This is a genomic window from Peribacillus frigoritolerans, from assembly GCF_040250305.1.
Taxonomy (GTDB): Bacteria; Bacillota; Bacilli; order Bacillales; family DSM-1321; genus Peribacillus.
Map to the genome: position 1 here is coordinate 2,386,950 of NZ_CP158190.1, position 18,935 is coordinate 2,405,884.

An 18,935-nucleotide genomic window follows, 5' to 3' on the forward strand; every position below is an offset into this window, starting at 1 on the left:
TCAAACGGAGGCGTATAGGGCGTTCTCATGACCAACAATGGAAGAAGCCCACTCCATGAAGCGGTAATGGAATGTAACACAAATGAAAAAAAATTATAGTACTTATTTTTAAGGTTTATACTGTGACTATGTTAGGCTAAGTAATAACAAGTTTTAAAACCAAAATAAAAGAGGTGAAAGATATGCTGAAGAAAATAATGAAAAAAATCAAACAGCTTTCCCAAGGCAGCAGTGAGCGAAGACATGGTCATTATCGCCGAGGCAGCAGCAGCAGCAGCCGAGGCTACAAAAGGTATCCCATGAGTGGAAGTGACCGCTACAAGAGAAAAGGGCGCGGCAGTAGCAGCTAATTCAATTTCTTTGACTTCAATGCAGCCTGCAGGTCCATTGAGATTTCTTTAATATCTGAATAAGGTTCTTGGATGCTTAATAACCTTTTCAGTAAATGCACGGTTTCTTTTTCTAACGAAAGCTCTTCTGTCCAAGGAAGAGTCTTTTTACTTTTGGAGGCGTACGTCGTATAAAGTACATATAGAAGTATTTCCCCCAAGTCGTAAAAATCCTGCCTTTTCAGCTGCAAAATGGATTCTTTAGTAAAATTGGCCGAATTGATCATTTTAGACAAACCAAAGTCTATCAAAATGGGCTGATTGTTCTTTAGTAAAATATTTGGTATACGTAAATCTTGATGGAAAATGTCATGGTCATGTAGATAAGATACTAAACCGACTAGCTTATCCAGAAAAAATAGAGACTCCTTCTCATTGAATGTTATATGATTCAAGAAAATATGGTCTTCCAAATTATCTCCTTCTATGAAATCCATCACAAAATAAACATTTCCCTCATGTGAAAATTTCTCGTGAAATTTGGGGATGTTTTTGTGGTTTAACATTCGTAATATGGAAATTTCATTTTCAAACTGCTTCAGCTCTTCTTTTCTGCGGCGTTTACTTTTCCGGAGCTGCTTGATCACTATATTTCCATTTATTTTCAAATCATTGCAAAGATAAATAATACCGTAGCTTCCTGTTCCGATTACAGCTTTCACCTCGTAACGGTAATTCAAAACCACTCCTTTTTTTAAAGGTATATCCACAAAAAATTGGTAGAACTTTCTAAATGTACGCAAAATTGAAACTTTCCTCACCACTTTCATCTATTCAAGTCAAGACCAAAAAAGTCCATTATTAATTAAGCTGGAAATATGAATGAACATGGATAGTTTAACACTGATTTTTGATAATGCGGTAATGAAAGTCTTTTCTTCGGGGAGTTCTTTTGATAGTTCACAATTAAAAATAAATTTTTCATATAATTTCACATTATGAAATTATATGGGTTTTTAAAAATATTAAGTTTACTATAATGAATTCATAATAAAAGAGTAGGAGGTGATAAGATGGATGGGCGCGAGTTGAGAAATTGCTTTGGTAAATTCCCAACCGGAGTCACGATAGTGAGCTGGTTTGATGGGAAAGTTCAAAAGGGGATTACTGTGAATTCATTTACCTCGGTTTCCTTGGATCCCCCGCTTGCTTTAGTATCAATTCATAAAGAAGCAAAAGCCTGCACGAGCATGAAAGACAAATCTTTTACCATTAATATCTTGTCGGATGAACAGGAATCCATAGCATGGCAATTTGCAGGCAGTAAACAGGATACGATTGAAATTGACTGGGATAACAAGGGGGTTTCGCCAAAAATAATTGGAAGTGTTGCCTGGATGGAATGCAAACCATGGAGAGAGTATGATGCTGGTGATCATGTATTGTTCATCGGTGAGATCCAGGAGTTACAATTCGAAGATTTGGAAGCGCTTACTTTTTATCAAGGGAAAATGGGGTCTGCTAAACAACTTGTAAAATAAGGGGGATTCTTATGGGCATTAAAACCGGCGAAGAATATATTAATAGAATTAAATCAAGGAAGCCAGAAGTCTGGCTTGGCGGAAGAGTGGTTGAGGATATTTATAATGAGCCAATTTTTAAACAGCCGATACAAGAAATTGCAAAGTTGTATGACATTCAACATGACCCGGAATATCAAGATGAAATCACCCACATTTGCAAAGAAACCGGAGAACGTGTTAACAATGCTTTCATATTCCCGAAGACATCGGAGGATTTGCAAAAAAGAAGTAAATTATTTGAAGTGTATGCAAGGATGACATATGGACTTATGGGGAGAACGCCGGACTTTTTAAATGTCGTGGTCACTTCCATGGCACATAACTCTTGGTTTCTTGATAAATACAACAAAGACTGGTCAAAGAACATCAAGGATTATTATACCTATATTCGTGACAATGATTTATTCTTAACGCATGCGATCATTAATCCTCAAAATGATCGAAGCAAGCAATCTCATGAGCAAAAAGAAACATATACCCACTTAGGGACCGTTGAGGAAAAAGAAGAAGGAATACTTGTACGCGGTGCAAAAATGTTAGCAACCCTGGCACCGATCACCGATGAGGTGATTATCTATTCTTTCCCAGGATTCACACCAGGGGATGAACGTCATGCGGTAGCATTTGCATTGCCGATCGATACGCCTGGACTGCGTATAATCTGCCGGGAACCAATGCAGGACGGAACACGCTCGATGTTTGACCATCCACTTGCCTCACGCTATGAGGAAATGGACGCCCTGCTTGTATTCAATGATGTCCTGGTTCCTTGGAACCGCGTCTTCTTATACAACAATGTGGAGGCGGCAAACCGCTTGTATCCAATGACGGGGATCGCTGAACAGCCTGCTCACCAATCGGGAGTGCGTGGATATATTAAACTGGCATTTGCCGTTGAGGTTGCTTGTAAAGTGGCAGACTCTATCGGGGTTGATGGATTCCTGCATGTACAGCGTGATTTGGGTGAACTTGTTCAATCCGTCGAAGTCATCCGTTCACTGCTTCGGGTAGCGGAATATGAGTTCACGATCAATGACTACGGTGAGGCCCGGCCAAATCCGGATGCATTGGAAACGATTCGCGGCTTCCTTCCGGAGATGTATCCCCGTGCCATAGAGGTGATACAGACCATAGGAGCTGGAGGGCTTTTGATGTCTCCGACAGGGGCCGACTTTGATAATCCGGAATTGCGAGTAGATATCGATAAATATTATGGAGGACGAAGCGGGGTTTCAGCGGAAGAGCGCGTTCGGGTGTTTAAACTGGCTTGGGATTTATGCGGGGAAGCATTTGGGCAGCGCCTACTTCAATACGAACGCTATTACACGGGTGATCCAGTTAGGAAAAGAGCGATTTTTTATAATAAATATAAGAAAAACAAGAACTTTACCATGGTGGATGAGGTGCTTAACAAACCGATGCAAATAGCCATCGATGCGGTTAAACAGTAATTTTTATAGTTGAATAGGGAGGGGGGGGGGACCGTCATGATCTCGTCCGTTGAGAAGCTAATAAAGATACTTGATTTATTCACAAATGAAGAACCCTCACTTGGAAATAAGGAAATAGCTGAAAAATTGAATATGAGTCCGAGCTCATCCCATCATCTAGTGAAAACGATGTGCAAGGATGGGATGCTGATCCAAGGCAAAGATCGAAAGTACCGGCTTGGTTGGAAGTTACTTGAGTGGAGCAGTAAAGTCATGTATCAGCAGGATATTCATTATGAGGCAGGTCCTATTATCAGTAATCTTGTCCTGCAATTTAGAGGTAATTCTCACATCGGTATGTTTCACGAAGGCGAAGTCAGGTTTGTGATGAAAATGTCGTCCCCTCATGCCGAGCATATGACCACATATATAGGAGCAAGAAAACCAGCTTATTGTACGAGCACCGGGAAAGTATTACTTGCCTTTAACCCATCCTTCATTCAGCCTACGCTTGCAAAAGGGCTTTTGAAGCACTCAACTAACACGATCACTTGCATTAATAAATTGAATGAAGAGTTAAAGGACATCCGCAAACAAGGATTTGCGATTAGTGATGATGAAAATGATTATGGGTTATATGGTGTGGCAGCACCCATTAAATCCTATAATGGCCAAGTCATTGCGGCACTTAACCTCGTCGGGGACCGAAATTATATGATTGGGAAAGAAAAAACGAGAATTATTCAGTCGGTAATTCGTTCGGCACAAATGATTTCAAAACAAGTTGGTTATATGTCGCTAGTGTGAATTTTTTGACTATTATGAAAACTGGAGGTAGTTTATTTATGAAAGGATATGCTCAATCTTCAAAATTGCAGGCTAGATCATTAAATCTAATGAAAGTTATTGAAGACAATAAAAATTTATTGAAACCGCCGGTTAATAACAAAGTGCTTTGGGAAGATTCCGAATTCATTGTCATGCTACTGGGTGGTCCGAATTATCGGCGTGATTTTCATGTAGACCCTTCTGATGAGCTATTTTATCAGATAAAAGGCTCCTGCTATGTAGAATGTATCAATCAAAACGGCGAACGCGAAGTAGTGGAGGTGAAAGAAGGGGAAATGTTCATGCTGCCGGCTGATGTACCCCATTCTCCTCATCGTGTATCTGATACTTACGGCATTGTCATAGAACGCAAGCGTGCTAAAGATGAGCTTGAAGATTTTGTTTGGTTCTGCGGGAATTGTAACCATGAGATGCACAAAGTTACGATCCAATTGACGAATATTGAGATCCAGGTGAAAGAAGCCATCGAGGCTTTCAACGGTAGTAAAGAACTTCGCACCTGTAGTGAATGCGGTCATGTCATGTCAGAAAACGTTGAGGCTTGGAAATGCGAATAGATTTTCATACACATATTCTTCCGTTGGACCTCCCGGACTTAACCGGTAAATTTGGTCAGGGACGCTGGCCAGTACTAGAGCGGAAATGTTCTTGCGGGGCGGATATCATGGTAAGCGGAAAGCTGTTCAGGAAAGTGACTGACCAGGTATGGGACGCGGAAAAACGCATTCAGGATATGGATGCCGAAGGAGTCGATATGCAGGTGCTCTCACCGGTGCCAGTGACATTTTCATACTGGGCGCCAATTGACCAGGCGCTATATATGTCACAGTTCCAGAATGATTTCATTGCTGAGACTGTGAACAGGCATCCTGACAGGTTCATCGGTCTCGGTACTGTACCGCTTCAGGATTTGAAAGTGGCAATTGGTGAAATGGAACGCTGTAAATTTGAGCTTGGCCTGGCGGGAATCGAAATCGGTACTAACGTAAACGGAGAGAATCTGGATTCACCTGTTTTATTGGAATTCTTCCAAATGGCTGAAAAATGGAATGTCCCGCTGTTTATACATCCATGGGAGACAATGGCAAAAGACCGAACGGAACGGCATAACCTCATGTATACAGTGGCGATGCCGAGTGAAACGGCATTGGCGGCAGCAAGCATTGCATGGAGCGGCGTCATGGAAAAGTTCCCAAATCTGAAAATCTGTTTTGCACACGGCGGGGGCTCATTTCCATATATTTTACCGCGGATCGATCAGGGGTGGGAAGTATGGCCTGAATTAAGAAAAACATCAATGCCACCAAGCCATTATGCACAAAAGTTTTATTTCGATTCCCTGAACTATGATACCCGGAATATTCAGTATCTGATTGACCGTTTTGGGTATAAGAAAGTGCTGATGGGTTCCGACTATCCATTTTTATTGAGAGAAAAGCCTCCAGGTCAAGTGATTGATGACACTCTAAATCTTTCAGATGAAGTGAAAGCGAATCTTCTAGGTCGAAATGCATTGAGGTTCTTAAATTTGGAATCGCGAGGGGAGAAGCATGGAAAAACAGATTAAAGCGCCAGAACAAGTGCTTGAGGAACTTGGGATCATGCTAGAGCCGCCAAGGAAAGCGGTCGGCAACTATGTCAGCCACGTCCGGGTGGGAAATTTGATATTCACATCCGGACAAGGTGTTGATGATTTCCACGGCAAGCTTGGCAAAGAGCTGACGGAAGAAGAAGGATATCAGGCAGCGAGGCAGTCCATGATTAATCTTCTGAGGGTGCTTAAGGATGAGCTTGGAGATCTATCCAGAGTGAAGAAGGTAATCAAAATTCTCGGAATGATAAATTCAACAGAAAATTTCACAGGACAGCCTAAAGTATTGAATGGTGCATCAGATCTGCTTGTTGCCGTGTTTGGAGAGAGGGGCAGACATGCCCGGTCAGCAGTGGGGATGGCCCAGCTTCCAAATAACACTGCAATTGAAATTGAAATGATTGTGGAAATACAAGATTGAGGCACTTGATTTCTAAGCCAGTGTCTTAATTAAAGGGGAGGGATGTTTCATGCAAGCAGCAAAAGCTAGTATAAATACAGCTAAATCGATAGATTGCCGGCACTTTATTAATGGGGAATTCCTGAATCCAAATCAATCCAAGATTTTTGACAATATCAATCCCGCAACGGAAGAAAAGCTTGGATGGGTTGCAGAAGGGGGTATAGAGGAGGTGAATCAGGCTGTTTCTGCAGCAAGACGTGCGCTTAAAGGTCCTTGGAGATCTTTTACCGATAATGAACGCTCTGCGCTTCTAAGGCGTATCGGCGATCTCATTTTGGAAAAGAAAGAAGAACTGACAATGTTGGAAACCCTTGATACAGGGAAACCATATACCCTTGCACTTGAAATGGACATCAAGCGTTCAGCTCACAATTTTCACTTTTTCGCGGACTATATCACTGCACTTGGTAATGAATCCTACAATCAGAACAACATTGCACTTCATTATTCTATTAGGCGGCCCGTAGGCGTGGTAGGAATGATAAATCCGTGGAATTTACCTTTGCTATTGTTGACGTGGAAATTGGCACCGTGCCTGGCAGCTGGCAATACAGCGGTTATGAAACCAGCTGAACTGACACCGATGACAGCGACAAAGTTAATGGAAATATGCAAGGAAGCGGGGGTTCCCGATGGAGTTGTCAACCTTGTGCATGGATATGGTGTAGATTCAGCAGGAGCCGCTCTAAGTGAACATCCGGACGTCGATGCGATTACATTCACAGGGGAAACAAAAACGGGAACAGCGATCATGAAAGCTGCCGCTCCCACATTGAAAAAAATCTCTTTTGAACTGGGCGGGAAAAATCCGAATATTGTATTTGCTGACTCGAATCTTGATGAAGTAATCGAAACGACATTGAAATCAAGCTTCATGAATCAAGGTGAAGTTTGTTTGTGCGGATCACGAATCTATGTTCAGCAAGGTTTGTATGACGAATTCCTTGAAAAGATGGTCGCGCGAACAAAAAAATTAAAAGTCGGTGATCCGTTTGATTCCGATACGGAAGTAGGAGCTGTAATAGGAAAAGAACATTATGACAAAGTGATGAGTTACATTGATTTGGCGAAAGAAGAAGGAGCGAGAATATTAACTGGAGGAAGAAGAGCAGGACAGTTTGAAAAAGGGTTTTTCATTGAACCGACAATCATTGCCGGAGTTACGCGTGAATCCCGTTGTGTACGGGAAGAAATTTTTGGTCCTGTGGTAACGGTCATGCCTTTCGAAACGGAAGAAGAGGCACTGGAGCATGCCAATGACACACATTACGGACTGGGGGCAACGATCTGGACCAATGATTTAAGGAGGGCGCATCGTGTCGCTTCTAAAATAGAAGCGGGCATTATCTGGGTGAATACCTGGTATTTACGTGATTTGCGTACACCTTTTGGGGGCATGAAACACAGCGGCATCGGCCGCGAAGGCGGATCGCATAGTTTCGAATTTTACAGTGAATTGTCTAACGTCACGATTAAATTATAAAGAAGGAGGGAGGTTCATGATCGTTAGTTTAACAGAATGGTCTGCCAGGTTTTTGAAAGCGGAAAAAACAGGAATGGGAATATCGGCCCCCACCAGTGAAATTCCGGATTTGGATGTGGAGGATGCCTATCAAATTCAGCTTGAAACGATTCGAATGAAAACCCAGTCCGGTCTGGAAGTATCAGGTAAGAAAATAGGCTTGACTTCTAAGGCTATGCAGGAGGTACTGGGAGTGAATGAACCAGATTACGGACATTTACTTGATGCGATGGAAATAGAAAATAACGGCTGTATTTCGAGTTTGCGGTTAATCCAACCAAAAGTGGAGGCAGAAGTAGCTTTTATATTAAAGAAAGATTTACATGGCCCCAATATTACGGTTGATGATGTAATCGAAGCAACTGATTATGTGGTTGCTTCGATCGAAGTGGTTGATAGCCGAGTGAAGGATTGGGAGATCAAACTTGCAGACACTGTGGCGGATAATGCATCATCGGGCTTGTATATTCTGGGAGATCATAAAATTCACTTGAGTGAAATCGACCTCCCTTCCATTCAAATGAAACTATATAAAAATGGCGAATTCATTAACCAAGGAACAGGTGAAGCAGTACTTGGAAATCCAGCAACGTGCGTAGCATGGCTAGCAAATGAACTGCATCGGTTTAAAGGTTCATTGAATGCTGGAGAAGTCATTTTATCCGGTGCATTATCAGCAGCGATCAAAGCGAAACCGGGTGACCGTTTTACTGCTGACTTTGGAGAAAAACTTGGAAAGGTATCGGTTAATTTTGAGTGAAAGGAGCCCAGCGGCCTTGAAAAAACTAAAAGTAGGCATTATTGGATCAGGTAATATCGGCACGGACTTAATGATGAAAATTCATCGGTCGGATATTCTGGAAATGTCGGTGATGATAGGTATCGACAAGGAATCGGAGGGTTTGAAGAAGGCTAGGATGCACGGACATCATGTCATTGAAAATGGCATGGATGGATTTTTGGAAAGGCCGGAGCTTGCAGACATTTTATTCGATGCCACATCTGCGAAGGCGCATGTTTTTCACTGCGAAGCTTTGAAAAAGATGAACAAGAAGCTGATAGACTTGACTCCTGCCGCAATCGGACCGTTCATTGTTCCTTCCGTGAATTTAAAAGAAAATTTGAATGAGGCGGTTGTTAACATGATCACTTGCGGCGGTCAGGCGACAATCCCCATCGTTCATGCGATCAGTCAAGTGGCCCAGGTCGAATATGCCGAAATAATAGCGACAATTTCCAGCAGGAGTGCCGGTCCCGGAACCCGTGCTAATATTGATGAGTTCACACAAACGACGGCAAGGGCCCTGGAACAGGTGGGTGGAGCGAAAAAGGGGAAGGCTATTATTCTGCTGAATCCGGCAGAACCGCCACTCATCATGAGGGATACGATTCATTGTCTGCTTCAACCGGATTCCTTTGATATGAAAGCAATAACAGCGTCCATAAATAAGATGGCGGAAAAAGTTTCTGAATATGTTCCAGGATACCGCCTGAAGACAGAGCCGATATTTGATGGGAAACAAATAACAGTCCTTCTGGAAGTGAAAGGGTTAGGAGATTTTCTCCCCGTATATGCAGGTAATTTGGATATAATGACGGCTTCAGCTGTAAAAGTAGGGGAAGAAATCGCTAAAAGCCAATTCGAACACTATGTTTGAAAAAGATAATCGGAACTGTAAAGGTGGGGTTCATTTGCGTAAAGATGTATTGGTGACTGAAGTTGCATTGCGGGATGGGAGCCATGTAGTGGCACATCAATTCACCATCGATCAAGTAAAGAACATGACTGGGAAACTTAGTGCTGCAGGTGTCCCTTATATTGAAGTGTCGCATGGAGATGGACTGGGCGGATCATCCTTACAATATGGTTTTTCAAAAGTGAATGATATTGAATTGGTGAAAGCCGCTGTTGAAGCTGCTGGCCAATCGGTTATTTCAGTACTTTTAATCCCTGGTATAGGGACAATCGACCAATTAAGAGAAGCCGCTCACGTTGGGGCGAAAATGGCGCGGATTGCAACCCATGTAACGGAAGCGGACGTCTCAAAGCAACATCTGGAAGCAGCGAAACATCTCGGTATGGAAGCAATCGGGTTTTTAATGATGTCTCACATGGCATCACCGGAAAAACTACTTGAGCAAGCCGTTTTAATGGAATCCTATGGAGCGGATGCTGTGTATGTTGTTGATTCGGCCGGTTCTTTTTTGCCCCAAGATGTGAAGGCGCGGATCCGTTTACTACGATCAAAGCTTAAAATTGATATTGGTTTTCATGCTCACAATAACTTATCGCTCGCTATGGCAAATTCACTTATGGCAATTGAAGAAGGGGCGAATAGAATCGATGGCAGCATCCGCTGTCTTGGTGCAGGTGCTGGTAATACCCAGACGGAAGTGCTTGTTGCCGTTCTGGATAGGATGGGTATCCGTACCGAAATTGACTTATATAAAATGCTTGATCTTTCGGAGGAAGTTGGAAATACAATCATGCCCAAGCCCCAGGAAATAACGGACTCTAGTTTAATCATGGGTTATAGTGGCGTGTACTCCAGCTTTTTATTGCATGCAAATAAAGCGGCGAAAAAGTATGGAGTTGACGCCCGGGATATTTTGATGGAGCTTGGTCGACAAAAAGTGGTTGGTGGTCAGGAAGATACCATAATTGAAGTAGCTGAGCAAATGGCATTTCAGAAAGAAGGGACTTTAAGATGAAACTAGATCAACTGGCAAAACGGGTAGCCGAATCGCAAAAAAATGGTCTTGAAATGGATAAGCTTACATTATACAATCCTGAACTAACAGTAAATCAAGCGTATGAAATTCAGAAGTTGAGCATTAATGAGACACTTACTGGTGATAACAGATTGATCGGATGGAAGATGGGCTTGACGAGCAAAGCCAAACAACAGCAAGTAGGGGTAGAGGAAGCAATCTATGGCAGGTTGACATCTGACATGGAACTAACTAAACCAGTATTAAAAGTTGGGGAACTCATTCATCCGAGAGTGGAACCTGAATTTGCTTTTTTGTTCAAGGACGAACTGAAAGGTGCAAATATAACGGCGAAAGATGTCTGGCCGGCTGTAGAATGTGTATTTCTTGCTCTTGAAGTTATTGACAGCCGTTATAAAAACTTTTCTTTTACACTTACCGATGTAGTAGCGGATAACGCATCCTCAGCCAAAATCCTGCTTAGCAATCAAGCTTATTCACCGTATCACACGGACTGGGCTCAAGCAGAAGTTACGCTTTATCAAAATGGTGAAATGCAAAAGAGGGGTCGCGGTGAAGCTGTGCTCGATCACCCGATTCATTCGATTGTGGAGCTTGTAAAAATGATTAACCGGGAAGGACTTTCCATCCAGGCTGGAATGATTGTTTTAGTAGGCGGAATTACAGATGCCGTATCGATACAGGCAAGCGATGAAATAATAGCAGATTACGGTGAACTAGGGAAACTGACATTACATGTTATAGCGTGAAATATGGCAAAGAGGAGGGAATATATTGCGTGAGGTCAATGCTTCGGAAGTGGTAGGTAATAGTAGATTTGGCCGTTTTCATATAATGGTCTTCATGTGGTGTTTGTTCGCAATTACCTTTGATGGATTTGATATAGCCATGTACGGAGTAGGTTTGCCTTTGATGATGGAGGAATGGAACTTGACGCCAGTCGAAGCTGGCGGAATTGCAAGTTACTCATTGTTCGGTATGATGGTGGGAGCACTCATTTTTGCACCTCTTGCGGATAAAATAGGGAGAAAAAAAGTGCTTGCCATCTGTATATGTCTATTCAGTGTTTTTACATTACTTTCAAGTTTTGCCCCGGATCCTGCCTTTTTCTCGGTTATGCGATTTATAGCGGCCTTGGGAATGGGAGGATTAATGCCAAACGTCATCTCCCTAATGGCGGAATACTCACCCAAAAAGAATAAGGTTCTCATTGTAACCGCTATGTACTGCGGTTATTCTATCGGAAGCATACTCGCTTCTTTAATTGGAATGTATGTGATGGAACAAATGAGTTGGAGGGTTTTGTATTGGATAGGGGCGCTTCCCTTGCTGGCACTGCCATTCTTCATGAAGCAATTTCCTGAATCGCTTTCCTATTATGTTATTCGAAAACAAGGAGAAAAGCTTGCTGGAATCCTGAATCGCATTGATCCAGACGGCGACTATAAAGAGTCGGACGATTATGAGTTTGCCAAAGTCCAAGAAAGGGCAAAGGGCTTTCCAGTCAAGAAACTCTTTGAAAATAAGCGCACTCTTAGCACATTTGCGTTTTGGGTAGCTGCCTTTAATTGTTTACTTATGGTATACGGACTCAATACATGGTTACCCAAAATCATGCAGCAGTCCGGATACGGCCTTTCATCCAGTTTATCTTTCAATCTTATATCGGGAATAGGACAAATTGGCGGATCGATAATTGGAGGGTATTTAGTTGGGAAAATAGGCCATAGAAGAGTACTTTTATCCCTCTGTGCCATGGGTACGGTCTGTTTTGTTATATTAGGTTTGACCTCAAATGCAGCAGCATTATATATTCTGATCGCTTTTGGAGGGGCCAGTACAGTCGGCACGATGAATTTGGCCAATACGTATATATCCGAGTATTATCCGCGGGAGATAAGGTCCACCGGGATAGGTTGGGCCTTGGCTTTTGGTAGAATTGGAGCGATTGTTGCCCCAACATTAATAGGATTACTGCTCGCTGCTAACTATTCACCACAAAATGCATTCATGGCCTTCACGGTTCCGAGCATAATGGCTGCCTTGGCGTTACTCGTTGTGAAAGAGAGGTATGGCAGCTATGATAAACTGCAGCTTGAGGAAAATATAAAACTAAAAGCTACATCGAATGTATAATATTGTTCTCTAGTAGATGGCCTATATGTCAGCGGACAGTCATGCAACTGTTCCCTGCCATATAGGCTATTTTTAGAGAATAAAAGATTTCACGAGTAAAGTTGGAGAATTCACGAGTAAACCAGCTAAATTCACGAGTAAACAGGCCAAACTCACGAGTAAAACAGCTAAATTCACGAGTAAAACGGCCAAACTCACGATTAAAGCAGCTAAGCTCATTAGTAAAACGGCCAAACTCACGATTAAAGCAGCTAAACTCATTAGTAAAGCAGCAGAAATCCCATGTAAACATCAATTTCACGAGTAAAACGGCCAAACTCACGAGTGAATTACGTAGCGAAACCCATTGATTAAAGTGCCGTTAAACTGCTGGGTAAATGGGGGTTATGCAAGATTGAAAGGTTAGTAACCCTAAATCATTAAGTTGAAAACTTTCCGTAATACGTTTGACAATTGGATTTATCGTGTTAATATAAAGGCAAATGAAATTTAATATACAATTTGTACCACTAGGGGTGCTTTATAGGTGAAAGTTGATTTTTACCGCAGAAGCTGAGATTAAAGTATGACTTTAAGACCCTTAGAACCTGATCTGGTTTATACCAGCGTAGGGAAGTGGGGTCTGGAACAATACGTTTCTGTATTATTTCAAGTACAACCACTTTCTTTACGTTTAAGAAAGTGGTTTTTTGTTTGCAAAAAAAGGGGTGATAAAAGGTTTTTTTCCGTAACATTTCTTGAAAAATATAATTTGGAGGTAATGGACATGAAGTTTTCAGAGGAAATTCGTCAGGAAGCTGATCATATTTGGGAAGCTAGTTTTAATCACCCGTTTGTTGCAGGAATAGGAGATGGCACATTGCCATTGGAGTGTTTCCGTTTTTATGTCATGCAAGATTCCTATTATTTATCTCATTTTGCTAGAGTTCAAGCTTTAGGGGCAGTCAAAGCTACGGATTTACATACAACAAGCAGGCTTGCGGGCCATGCACAAGGAACATATGAAGCGGAGTTGAAGCTTCATGAGAATTTTTCTGAGAGATTAGGCATCACAAAAGAAGAACGGGATAATTTCAAACCTGCCCCGACTGCTTATGCTTATACCTCCCATATGTATCGTGCGGCATATTCGGGACATTTAGGGGATGTTATTGCAGCTATCTTGCCGTGTTACTGGCTGTATTATGAAATAGGTGAAAGACTGCAAGGGTGCATGCCGGAAGAGCCGATTTATCAAGAATGGATAGCGGCTTACGGAGGGGAGTGGTTCCGCACTTTGGTGGAAGAGCAAATTGCGAGGCTTGATGAGATTGCTGAAAAAGTGACAGACGAAGATAAGGAAAGAATGAAAGAGCATTTTATCCTCAGCAGCCAATATGAATACTCATTTTGGGAAATGGCTTATCGTTTAGAGACATGGCCTGTGCATAAGGAAACACTAGAAGTATAAAGGGGAATGAAACAATGAAAAAAGGATTGAAATTAACGGACATATTGGTCACGATCGTAATTGCGGTAGCATTTGGAATCGTTTATATCCTTTGGGGTTCGATCTATTATTCCGTTAAACCATTCGGGTTACATTTGGATCAACTTATTTATGGAATGTGGTTTATAGCTGGCCCCGTCGCCTTTTTAATTTTACGGAAACCGGGTGTGGCACTTTTGGCGGAGATAGCAGCAGCTTCCGGGGAGTTCTTTCTTGGTTCACCATGGGGGCTGACCGTGCTGTTATATGGGGTGGTACAAGGTTTGTTCGCGGAACTGGTGTTCAGGGCGTTCAAATATAAAAAATTCAATATGCCGGTGGCCGTTTTAGCTGCGATAGCTTCCTGCCTGGCATCAGTTATCATGGATTTTGCATACGGGGAAATAGGTGCGCTTTCTACTTGGAATCTATCGTTATTCATGATAGCGAGGTTTTTGGGTTCCATATTCTTTGCAGGTGTGACTGCTTATTATCTAGTTAAAGTCCTGGAAGCAACAGGTGTAACTAATCTTGTGCGTCCGGTTTCAAATAAAGATTATGCAGAACTGGATCAAAAGTAGAGGTTGAGGGCCATGGAACCAATCGTTTTTGTTGAAAAGTTAAGAATGAAATTTCCCGGTGATGAATCTTTAATATTCAAGGACCTATCACTATCGTTTGATCAAGGAGAAAAAGTGCTATTGTTGGGACCATCAGGATGTGGTAAGTCGACTCTTTTACAAGTGTTAAGCGGATTGATTCCAAATTCTATCGAAGTACCGATGAAAACGGAGAAATTGAAATGCCCTTCTTCATGGGGATATGTTTTTCAAGACCCTGATAGTCAGTTTTGCATGCCATTTGCCGATGAGGAAATTGCCTTCGTCCTTGAGAATCTTTCCGTCCCTAAAGAAGAAATGAAAGAGAAGATTCAAAATCATTTCCGTAAAGTAGGATTGAACCTGGGCCATACAAGTATTGGAACATTATCAGGCGGGATGAAACAGCGTCTGGCAATCGCTTCAGTATTGGCCCTTGAACCAGACGTGATATTTTTAGATGAACCAACCGCCATGCTTGATCCGGAAGGAACGAAAGAAATCTGGGAATTGTTGAAGGAAGTCGGACGAGACAAAACGGTTATTATCGTCGAGCATAAAATTGACCATGTTTTAGAATTCATCGAACGAATCGTGCTTTTTAACGATGACGGTCAAATCATAGCTGATGGTCCAAGAGACACCATTCTTTCACTATATAAAAATGAAATGAAAGAGCATGGAATTTGGTTCCCAGGTGTTTGGGATGAATATATACAGAAGTATGCACCGGTTCGGGAACACCCATTTACAGATGATTCACCTCTTATGGTTGTGCAGGGCTTTAGCGGTTTTCGGAATAAAGAGGAAAAAATCAAGGTGGAAGAGCTGAAGGTACATTCAGGGGAATGGATTGTAATCAGGGGGGAAAATGGCGCGGGGAAGAGTACTCTTTTGCATGCACTGATGCAGTTCATAAAAACGAATGGTAAGTATGAATTATTGGGAACACCCATTAAAAAGGTGAAAAATCCAACGGATCATATGACGTTTGTCTTTCAAAATCCTGAGTTTCAGTTCGTTGCAAATACTGTATATGAAGAGATTGCTTATTCATTGAGAATTGATAAAAGGCCGCAACAAGAAATAGATGAGAGAGTCCGCTCATTGCTTAAAGTGTTCCGCCTGGAGGCATATCGGGATAAACATCCGTTTCAATTATCAATGGGTCAAAAGCGTCGCTTAAGCGTAGCCGCCTCAATCGTAATAGACAAAAAAATCATTCTCCTGGATGAGCCAACCTTTGGCCAAGATTCGAAAAATACCTTTGCATTACTGGAATGGTTTGAAGAATATCGAAGACGCGGAATAACAGTGATCATGGTAACTCATGACGATCATATTTCAAAAAACTTTGCAACCAGGATCTGGACGGTTAAGGACGGAAACGTAATTAGTGATGAAAACATTGCGCAATCAGGATTTGTGGATACCAAAGTTAAAAGGAGTGTCATGTAGATGAATGTTTCAAATGCAGAAACATGGCTCCATAGAATTAATCCAAGCCTTAAACTTGGTGTGCTGATTGTGTTATGCATCGTGGCGTTATTCATTCATGACCTTAATTATATGATGAATATCACCATTGGCGTATTACTTTTATTTTTGTTTTTTACCGGGCATTCGATAAAGCGCATCTTACTTTTGTCGATTCCCTTTTGTTTCATTTTTATATCCACCTCTTCTGCAATGATATTATTCGGGCAAGGTGAGACGCTTTGGTTTGAGTGGGGCCTTATATCGATTACGGAAGAAAGTTTCATGAGGGGATTACTGGTAGGCTTTCGAGCTTTGTTCTTTGCGATCCTTGGTTTAACTTTTTCCTTAACGACGAGACCAGTGAACTTGTTTTATTCGTTAATGCAGCAAGTTAAGCTTAAACCGAAATATGCCTATAGTTTCATGGCGGCATTAAGGCTGATTCCCATCATGATGGAGGAGTTCCAAACGATACGAAACGCGATGAAGGTACGCGGCTTCGAAAGGGGAAAAGGGATAAAAGCGTTATATTTTAAAATGAAAGCCTATTCCATCCCGTTGTTATCCGGAAGCATCAGACGTGCTCACCGAATCGCGGTTGCTATGGAAGCAAAGCGATTTACAGACACACGGGATCGAACATTCTATTATGAATTTGGGTTTTCAAAAAAGGACCATGGTTTCATTCTGTACTTTATCATCCTGTTGTTGGCCGGCTTTTATCTGTCGATTCAATTCCCGTTAGTTTCTATTTGATTTTATGAGATTGTAACTTTACTTGTTAGGAGTCCTTAGTATGAGTGCACATGAATTGCATATTATTTCTACTGGGAAACAGCCAATTGAAAAGTTTGTGGAAATCGCTTCAAACATTCAGGAACATGTTGATTTCTTTTATCTAAGGGAAAAGCATATGAGTGCATCGGAACTTTATCGAGCAGTGACCCTGCTACATGATAATAAGATTCCGCTTTCTAAGATAATCATTAATGACCGGGTGGATGTAGCTTGGGTACACAAAGTATTTGGTGTGCAATTGGCTTTTCATAGTTTAGATACAGAAGTCGTAAAAGGAGCTTTTCCAGGGATGAATGTTGGCTGTTCGATCCATTCCATAGATGAAGCGAATGCCGCATTCAGCAAAGGGGCCGATTACGCGATTTATGGACATGTTTTTGAAACGGCTTCAAAAATCGGCCTTCCTCCTAGGGGAGTTGAGGAGCTTCATGCAATCTCAAGAAATGTCAATCTTCCGATAATTGCGATAGGCGGAATAACACCTTTCAATTGCCAAGTCGTACTGGATGCGGGGGCACGTGGAATTGCGGTAATGTCAGGTGTCCTTGAAGCTGAAAATCCGATTGAAGTCGTTAAAGAATATTCGAAGTCTTTGGGAAAGGAGACATAAGATGAATTCCATATATGATGCAATCATTGTTGGGGGAGGAGTAATAGGTGGATCCATTGCTTTTCAATTAGCCAAACGAGGTAAAAAGGTCCTTTTATTGGAAAAAGATAGACTTGCCAGTAAAGCATCCAGTGCTGCAGCCGGGATGTTAGGGGCACAAGCCGAGTTAGAAGCTGATAACCCGCTTTTTACATTGGCAAGCCGAAGCAGGGGGATGTTTCCTGCACTGTCGGAAGAATTAAAGGACATAAGTGGAATAGACATCGAATTAGTGAACAAGGGCATGTTTAAGGTGGCGCTAACGAATGATCAGGTAACCGAGTTGAAGAACATGATCAGAGCCCAGCAAGATGCGGGACTTGAGGCTGAGTGGCTATCGACTGCCGAAATAAGGAAAACGGAACCGCTTCTATCGGATGAGATTAAGGGAGCCATGTTCATTCCGAAGGATGGACAAGTTTCTGCCACTAGGCTGTCGCTAGCTTTTACTGAATCTGCCGCTGCCCTTGGTGTAGATATAAAGGAATTTGTTCATGTCTCCGACTTAGTTACTGAAAACGGATGTGTAACGGGAGTGGTGACGAACATAGGTGCATTTTCAAGTGAAAATGTCATCGTGGCAGGTGGGGCTTGGAGTGCTTTCCTCCTTGAAAAATTTGGGATGAAACTCGACAGTTATCCTGTAAAGGGAGAGTGCTTTTCAGTCCTGACCGATCGTCCATTGCTTGAAAAAACGATCTTCTCGCATGGCTGCTATCTTGTGCCCAAAGTTGGCGGAAGAATCATTGTCGGGGCAACGGTTAAGGCGGGCACTTTCGATCAAAAGGTAAGTCTTGACGGGATTTCTACTTTAATAGAAAGAGCAACGCAATTACTTCCGGCGATTAAAGGAACCGAATTGGAAAAGACATGGGCAGGTATACGCCCACAAACTGGGGACGGCATGCCGTACTTTGGTGAACATCCGGCATGCAAAGGACTTTTCATTGCAACGGGGCACTACAGGAATGGCATCCTGCTTTCCCCGATTACAGGTGTACTTATAGCGGATATTTTAGAAAGGAAGATAAATCCCGAATGGTCCGCTTTTCGATTGGACCGTTCGATACAGACCCTTTTTTCTTAATGGAGGTGGATGAATTGGAATTGATCATTAACGGCGAAAAAATACGGATTCCTGCCGATGAATCAACAGTTACAGGGCTTTTGCAACACTTTAATTTACATCAAAAAGTAGTGATTGTTGAATTGAATGATGAAATATTAGCAAAAGAAAGTTTAAGTGAAACACTTTTGTCAAATGGAGACAAGGTAGAGATTGTACATTTTGTAGGAGGCGGATGAT

At 42.1% G+C, this 18,935-nt stretch carries 22 protein-coding genes and 1 riboswitch; of the genes, 20 read left to right on the plus strand and 2 right to left on the minus strand.

Annotated elements, in window-relative coordinates:
• Positions 1-182 precede the first annotated feature (182 nt).
• A complete protein-coding gene (locus ABOA58_RS11705; protein WP_153246085.1) occupies positions 183-350 on the plus strand; it encodes a hypothetical protein in 168 nt (55 codons plus the stop codon).
• Here ABOA58_RS11705 and ABOA58_RS11710 read toward each other — a convergent pair.
• Positions 347-1,075, minus strand: coding sequence for a protein kinase domain-containing protein (locus tag ABOA58_RS11710; protein WP_350302854.1), 729 nt, complete (start codon positions 1,073-1,075; stop codon positions 347-349). The genes ABOA58_RS11705 and ABOA58_RS11710 overlap by 4 nt on opposite strands.
• Positions 1,076-1,402: 327 nt before the next feature.
• On the opposite strand from ABOA58_RS11710, the gene ABOA58_RS11715 reads away from it, so the two are divergent.
• From ABOA58_RS11715 to ABOA58_RS11770, 12 genes are read left to right on the plus strand one after another with little or no spacing between them, the layout of a single operon-like run.
• The gene (locus ABOA58_RS11715; RefSeq protein WP_350302425.1) at positions 1,403-1,870 is read left to right on the plus strand and encodes a flavin reductase family protein; all 468 of its coding nucleotides are present in this window, start codon (positions 1,403-1,405) and stop codon (positions 1,868-1,870) included.
• 11 nt (positions 1,871-1,881) lie between these two features.
• Complete coding sequence (locus tag ABOA58_RS11720) at positions 1,882-3,363, plus strand: 4-hydroxyphenylacetate 3-hydroxylase family protein (protein WP_350302426.1); 1,482 nt, start codon at positions 1,882-1,884, stop codon at positions 3,361-3,363.
• Positions 3,364-3,399: 36 nt separating this feature from the next.
• Entirely contained in the window at positions 3,400-4,149 is a 750-nt protein-coding gene (locus tag ABOA58_RS11725) for an IclR family transcriptional regulator (protein WP_350302427.1), read from the plus strand.
• 38 nt (positions 4,150-4,187) lie between these two features.
• The gene (locus ABOA58_RS11730) at positions 4,188-4,748 is read left to right on the plus strand and encodes a 3-hydroxyanthranilate 3,4-dioxygenase (RefSeq protein ID WP_350302428.1); all 561 of its coding nucleotides are present in this window, start codon (positions 4,188-4,190) and stop codon (positions 4,746-4,748) included.
• Positions 4,733-5,758: an amidohydrolase family protein gene (locus ABOA58_RS11735; RefSeq protein ID WP_350302429.1), complete on the plus strand. Its 1,026-nt coding sequence runs from the start codon at positions 4,733-4,735 to the stop codon at positions 5,756-5,758. The genes ABOA58_RS11730 and ABOA58_RS11735 overlap by 16 nt, the downstream gene beginning before the upstream one ends.
• Entirely contained in the window at positions 5,742-6,203 is a 462-nt protein-coding gene (locus ABOA58_RS11740) for a RidA family protein (RefSeq protein WP_350302430.1), read from the plus strand. The genes ABOA58_RS11735 and ABOA58_RS11740 overlap by 17 nt, the downstream gene beginning before the upstream one ends.
• A 49-nt stretch (positions 6,204-6,252) precedes the next feature.
• Positions 6,253-7,728, plus strand: a complete 1,476-nt coding sequence (locus tag ABOA58_RS11745; protein ID WP_350302431.1) for an aldehyde dehydrogenase — start codon at positions 6,253-6,255, stop codon at positions 7,726-7,728.
• Between the two features lie 16 nt (positions 7,729-7,744).
• Positions 7,745-8,527 (plus strand): 2-keto-4-pentenoate hydratase, encoded by a 783-nt coding sequence (locus tag ABOA58_RS11750; protein ID WP_350302432.1) that lies wholly within the window; start codon positions 7,745-7,747, stop codon positions 8,525-8,527.
• A 16-nt stretch (positions 8,528-8,543) separates the two neighbouring features.
• A complete protein-coding gene (locus tag ABOA58_RS11755) occupies positions 8,544-9,425 on the plus strand; it encodes an acetaldehyde dehydrogenase (acetylating) (RefSeq protein WP_350302433.1) in 882 nt (293 codons plus the stop codon).
• Between the two features lie 34 nt (positions 9,426-9,459).
• The gene (gene dmpG, locus ABOA58_RS11760; RefSeq protein WP_350302434.1) at positions 9,460-10,479 is read left to right on the plus strand and encodes a 4-hydroxy-2-oxovalerate aldolase; all 1,020 of its coding nucleotides are present in this window, start codon (positions 9,460-9,462) and stop codon (positions 10,477-10,479) included.
• Positions 10,476-11,249, plus strand: a complete 774-nt coding sequence (locus ABOA58_RS11765; RefSeq protein WP_350302435.1) for a 2-keto-4-pentenoate hydratase — start codon at positions 10,476-10,478, stop codon at positions 11,247-11,249. The genes dmpG and ABOA58_RS11765 overlap by 4 nt, the downstream gene beginning before the upstream one ends.
• Positions 11,250-11,274: 25 nt before the next feature.
• Positions 11,275-12,636 carry an MFS transporter gene (locus ABOA58_RS11770; protein WP_350302436.1) on the plus strand — a complete coding sequence of 454 codons (1,362 nt, stop codon included), beginning with the start codon at positions 11,275-11,277 and terminating at the stop codon, positions 12,634-12,636.
• Between the two features lie 72 nt (positions 12,637-12,708).
• Here ABOA58_RS11770 and ABOA58_RS11775 read toward each other — a convergent pair whose 3' ends face one another.
• Positions 12,709-12,897, minus strand: a complete 189-nt coding sequence (locus ABOA58_RS11775) for a hypothetical protein (protein ID WP_350302437.1) — start codon at positions 12,895-12,897, stop codon at positions 12,709-12,711.
• Between the two features lie 240 nt (positions 12,898-13,137).
• A riboswitch (TPP riboswitch) is annotated at positions 13,138-13,267 on the plus strand.
• Positions 13,268-13,402: 135 nt separating this feature from the next.
• On the opposite strand from ABOA58_RS11775, the gene tenA reads away from it, so the two are divergent.
• The 7 genes from tenA to thiS are packed head-to-tail and all read left to right on the plus strand — an operon-like array spanning position 13,403 to position 18,934.
• On the plus strand, positions 13,403-14,086 hold the full coding sequence (gene tenA / locus ABOA58_RS11780) for a thiaminase II (RefSeq protein ID WP_350302438.1): 684 nt from the start codon (positions 13,403-13,405) through the stop codon (positions 14,084-14,086).
• A gap of 14 nt (positions 14,087-14,100) precedes the next feature.
• Entirely contained in the window at positions 14,101-14,685 is a 585-nt protein-coding gene (locus ABOA58_RS11785) for an ECF transporter S component (protein WP_350302439.1), read from the plus strand.
• A gap of 12 nt (positions 14,686-14,697) precedes the next feature.
• Complete coding sequence (locus ABOA58_RS11790) at positions 14,698-16,161, plus strand: ABC transporter ATP-binding protein (RefSeq protein ID WP_350302440.1); 1,464 nt, start codon at positions 14,698-14,700, stop codon at positions 16,159-16,161.
• Complete coding sequence (locus ABOA58_RS11795) at positions 16,162-16,938, plus strand: energy-coupling factor transporter transmembrane component T family protein (protein WP_350302441.1); 777 nt, start codon at positions 16,162-16,164, stop codon at positions 16,936-16,938.
• A 40-nt stretch (positions 16,939-16,978) separates the two neighbouring features.
• On the plus strand, positions 16,979-17,590 hold the full coding sequence (gene tenI, locus ABOA58_RS11800; RefSeq protein WP_350302442.1) for a thiazole tautomerase TenI: 612 nt from the start codon (positions 16,979-16,981) through the stop codon (positions 17,588-17,590).
• 1 nt (position 17,591) lies between these two features.
• Entirely contained in the window at positions 17,592-18,716 is a 1,125-nt protein-coding gene (gene thiO / locus ABOA58_RS11805; RefSeq protein WP_350302443.1) for a glycine oxidase ThiO, read from the plus strand.
• A gap of 14 nt (positions 18,717-18,730) precedes the next feature.
• The gene (gene thiS, locus ABOA58_RS11810) at positions 18,731-18,934 is read left to right on the plus strand and encodes a sulfur carrier protein ThiS (RefSeq protein ID WP_063233541.1); all 204 of its coding nucleotides are present in this window, start codon (positions 18,731-18,733) and stop codon (positions 18,932-18,934) included.
• The last annotated feature ends 1 nt before the right edge of the window (position 18,935 follow it).

Coding starts and splice junctions, on each gene's coding strand:
- ABOA58_RS11705 (WP_153246085.1), top strand. CDS start 183: ATGCTGAAGAAAATAATGAAAAAAATCAAACAGCTTTCCCAAGGCAGC.
- ABOA58_RS11715 (WP_350302425.1), top strand. CDS start 1,403: ATGGATGGGCGCGAGTTGAGAAATTGCTTTGGTAAATTCCCAACCGGA.
- ABOA58_RS11720 (WP_350302426.1), top strand. CDS start 1,882: ATGGGCATTAAAACCGGCGAAGAATATATTAATAGAATTAAATCAAGG.
- ABOA58_RS11725 (WP_350302427.1), top strand. CDS start 3,400: ATGATCTCGTCCGTTGAGAAGCTAATAAAGATACTTGATTTATTCACA.
- ABOA58_RS11730 (WP_350302428.1), top strand. CDS start 4,188: ATGAAAGGATATGCTCAATCTTCAAAATTGCAGGCTAGATCATTAAAT.
- ABOA58_RS11740 (WP_350302430.1), top strand. CDS start 5,742: ATGGAAAAACAGATTAAAGCGCCAGAACAAGTGCTTGAGGAACTTGGG.
- ABOA58_RS11745 (WP_350302431.1), top strand. CDS start 6,253: ATGCAAGCAGCAAAAGCTAGTATAAATACAGCTAAATCGATAGATTGC.
- ABOA58_RS11750 (WP_350302432.1), top strand. CDS start 7,745: ATGATCGTTAGTTTAACAGAATGGTCTGCCAGGTTTTTGAAAGCGGAA.
- ABOA58_RS11765 (WP_350302435.1), top strand. CDS start 10,476: ATGAAACTAGATCAACTGGCAAAACGGGTAGCCGAATCGCAAAAAAAT.
- ABOA58_RS11775 (WP_350302437.1), bottom strand. CDS start 12,897: ATGAGTTTAGCTGCTTTAATCGTGAGTTTGGCCGTTTTACTAATGAGC.
- tenA (WP_350302438.1), top strand. CDS start 13,403: ATGAAGTTTTCAGAGGAAATTCGTCAGGAAGCTGATCATATTTGGGAA.
- ABOA58_RS11785 (WP_350302439.1), top strand. CDS start 14,101: ATGAAAAAAGGATTGAAATTAACGGACATATTGGTCACGATCGTAATT.
- ABOA58_RS11790 (WP_350302440.1), top strand. CDS start 14,698: ATGGAACCAATCGTTTTTGTTGAAAAGTTAAGAATGAAATTTCCCGGT.
- ABOA58_RS11795 (WP_350302441.1), top strand. CDS start 16,162: ATGAATGTTTCAAATGCAGAAACATGGCTCCATAGAATTAATCCAAGC.
- tenI (WP_350302442.1), top strand. CDS start 16,979: ATGAGTGCACATGAATTGCATATTATTTCTACTGGGAAACAGCCAATT.
- thiO (WP_350302443.1), top strand. CDS start 17,592: ATGAATTCCATATATGATGCAATCATTGTTGGGGGAGGAGTAATAGGT.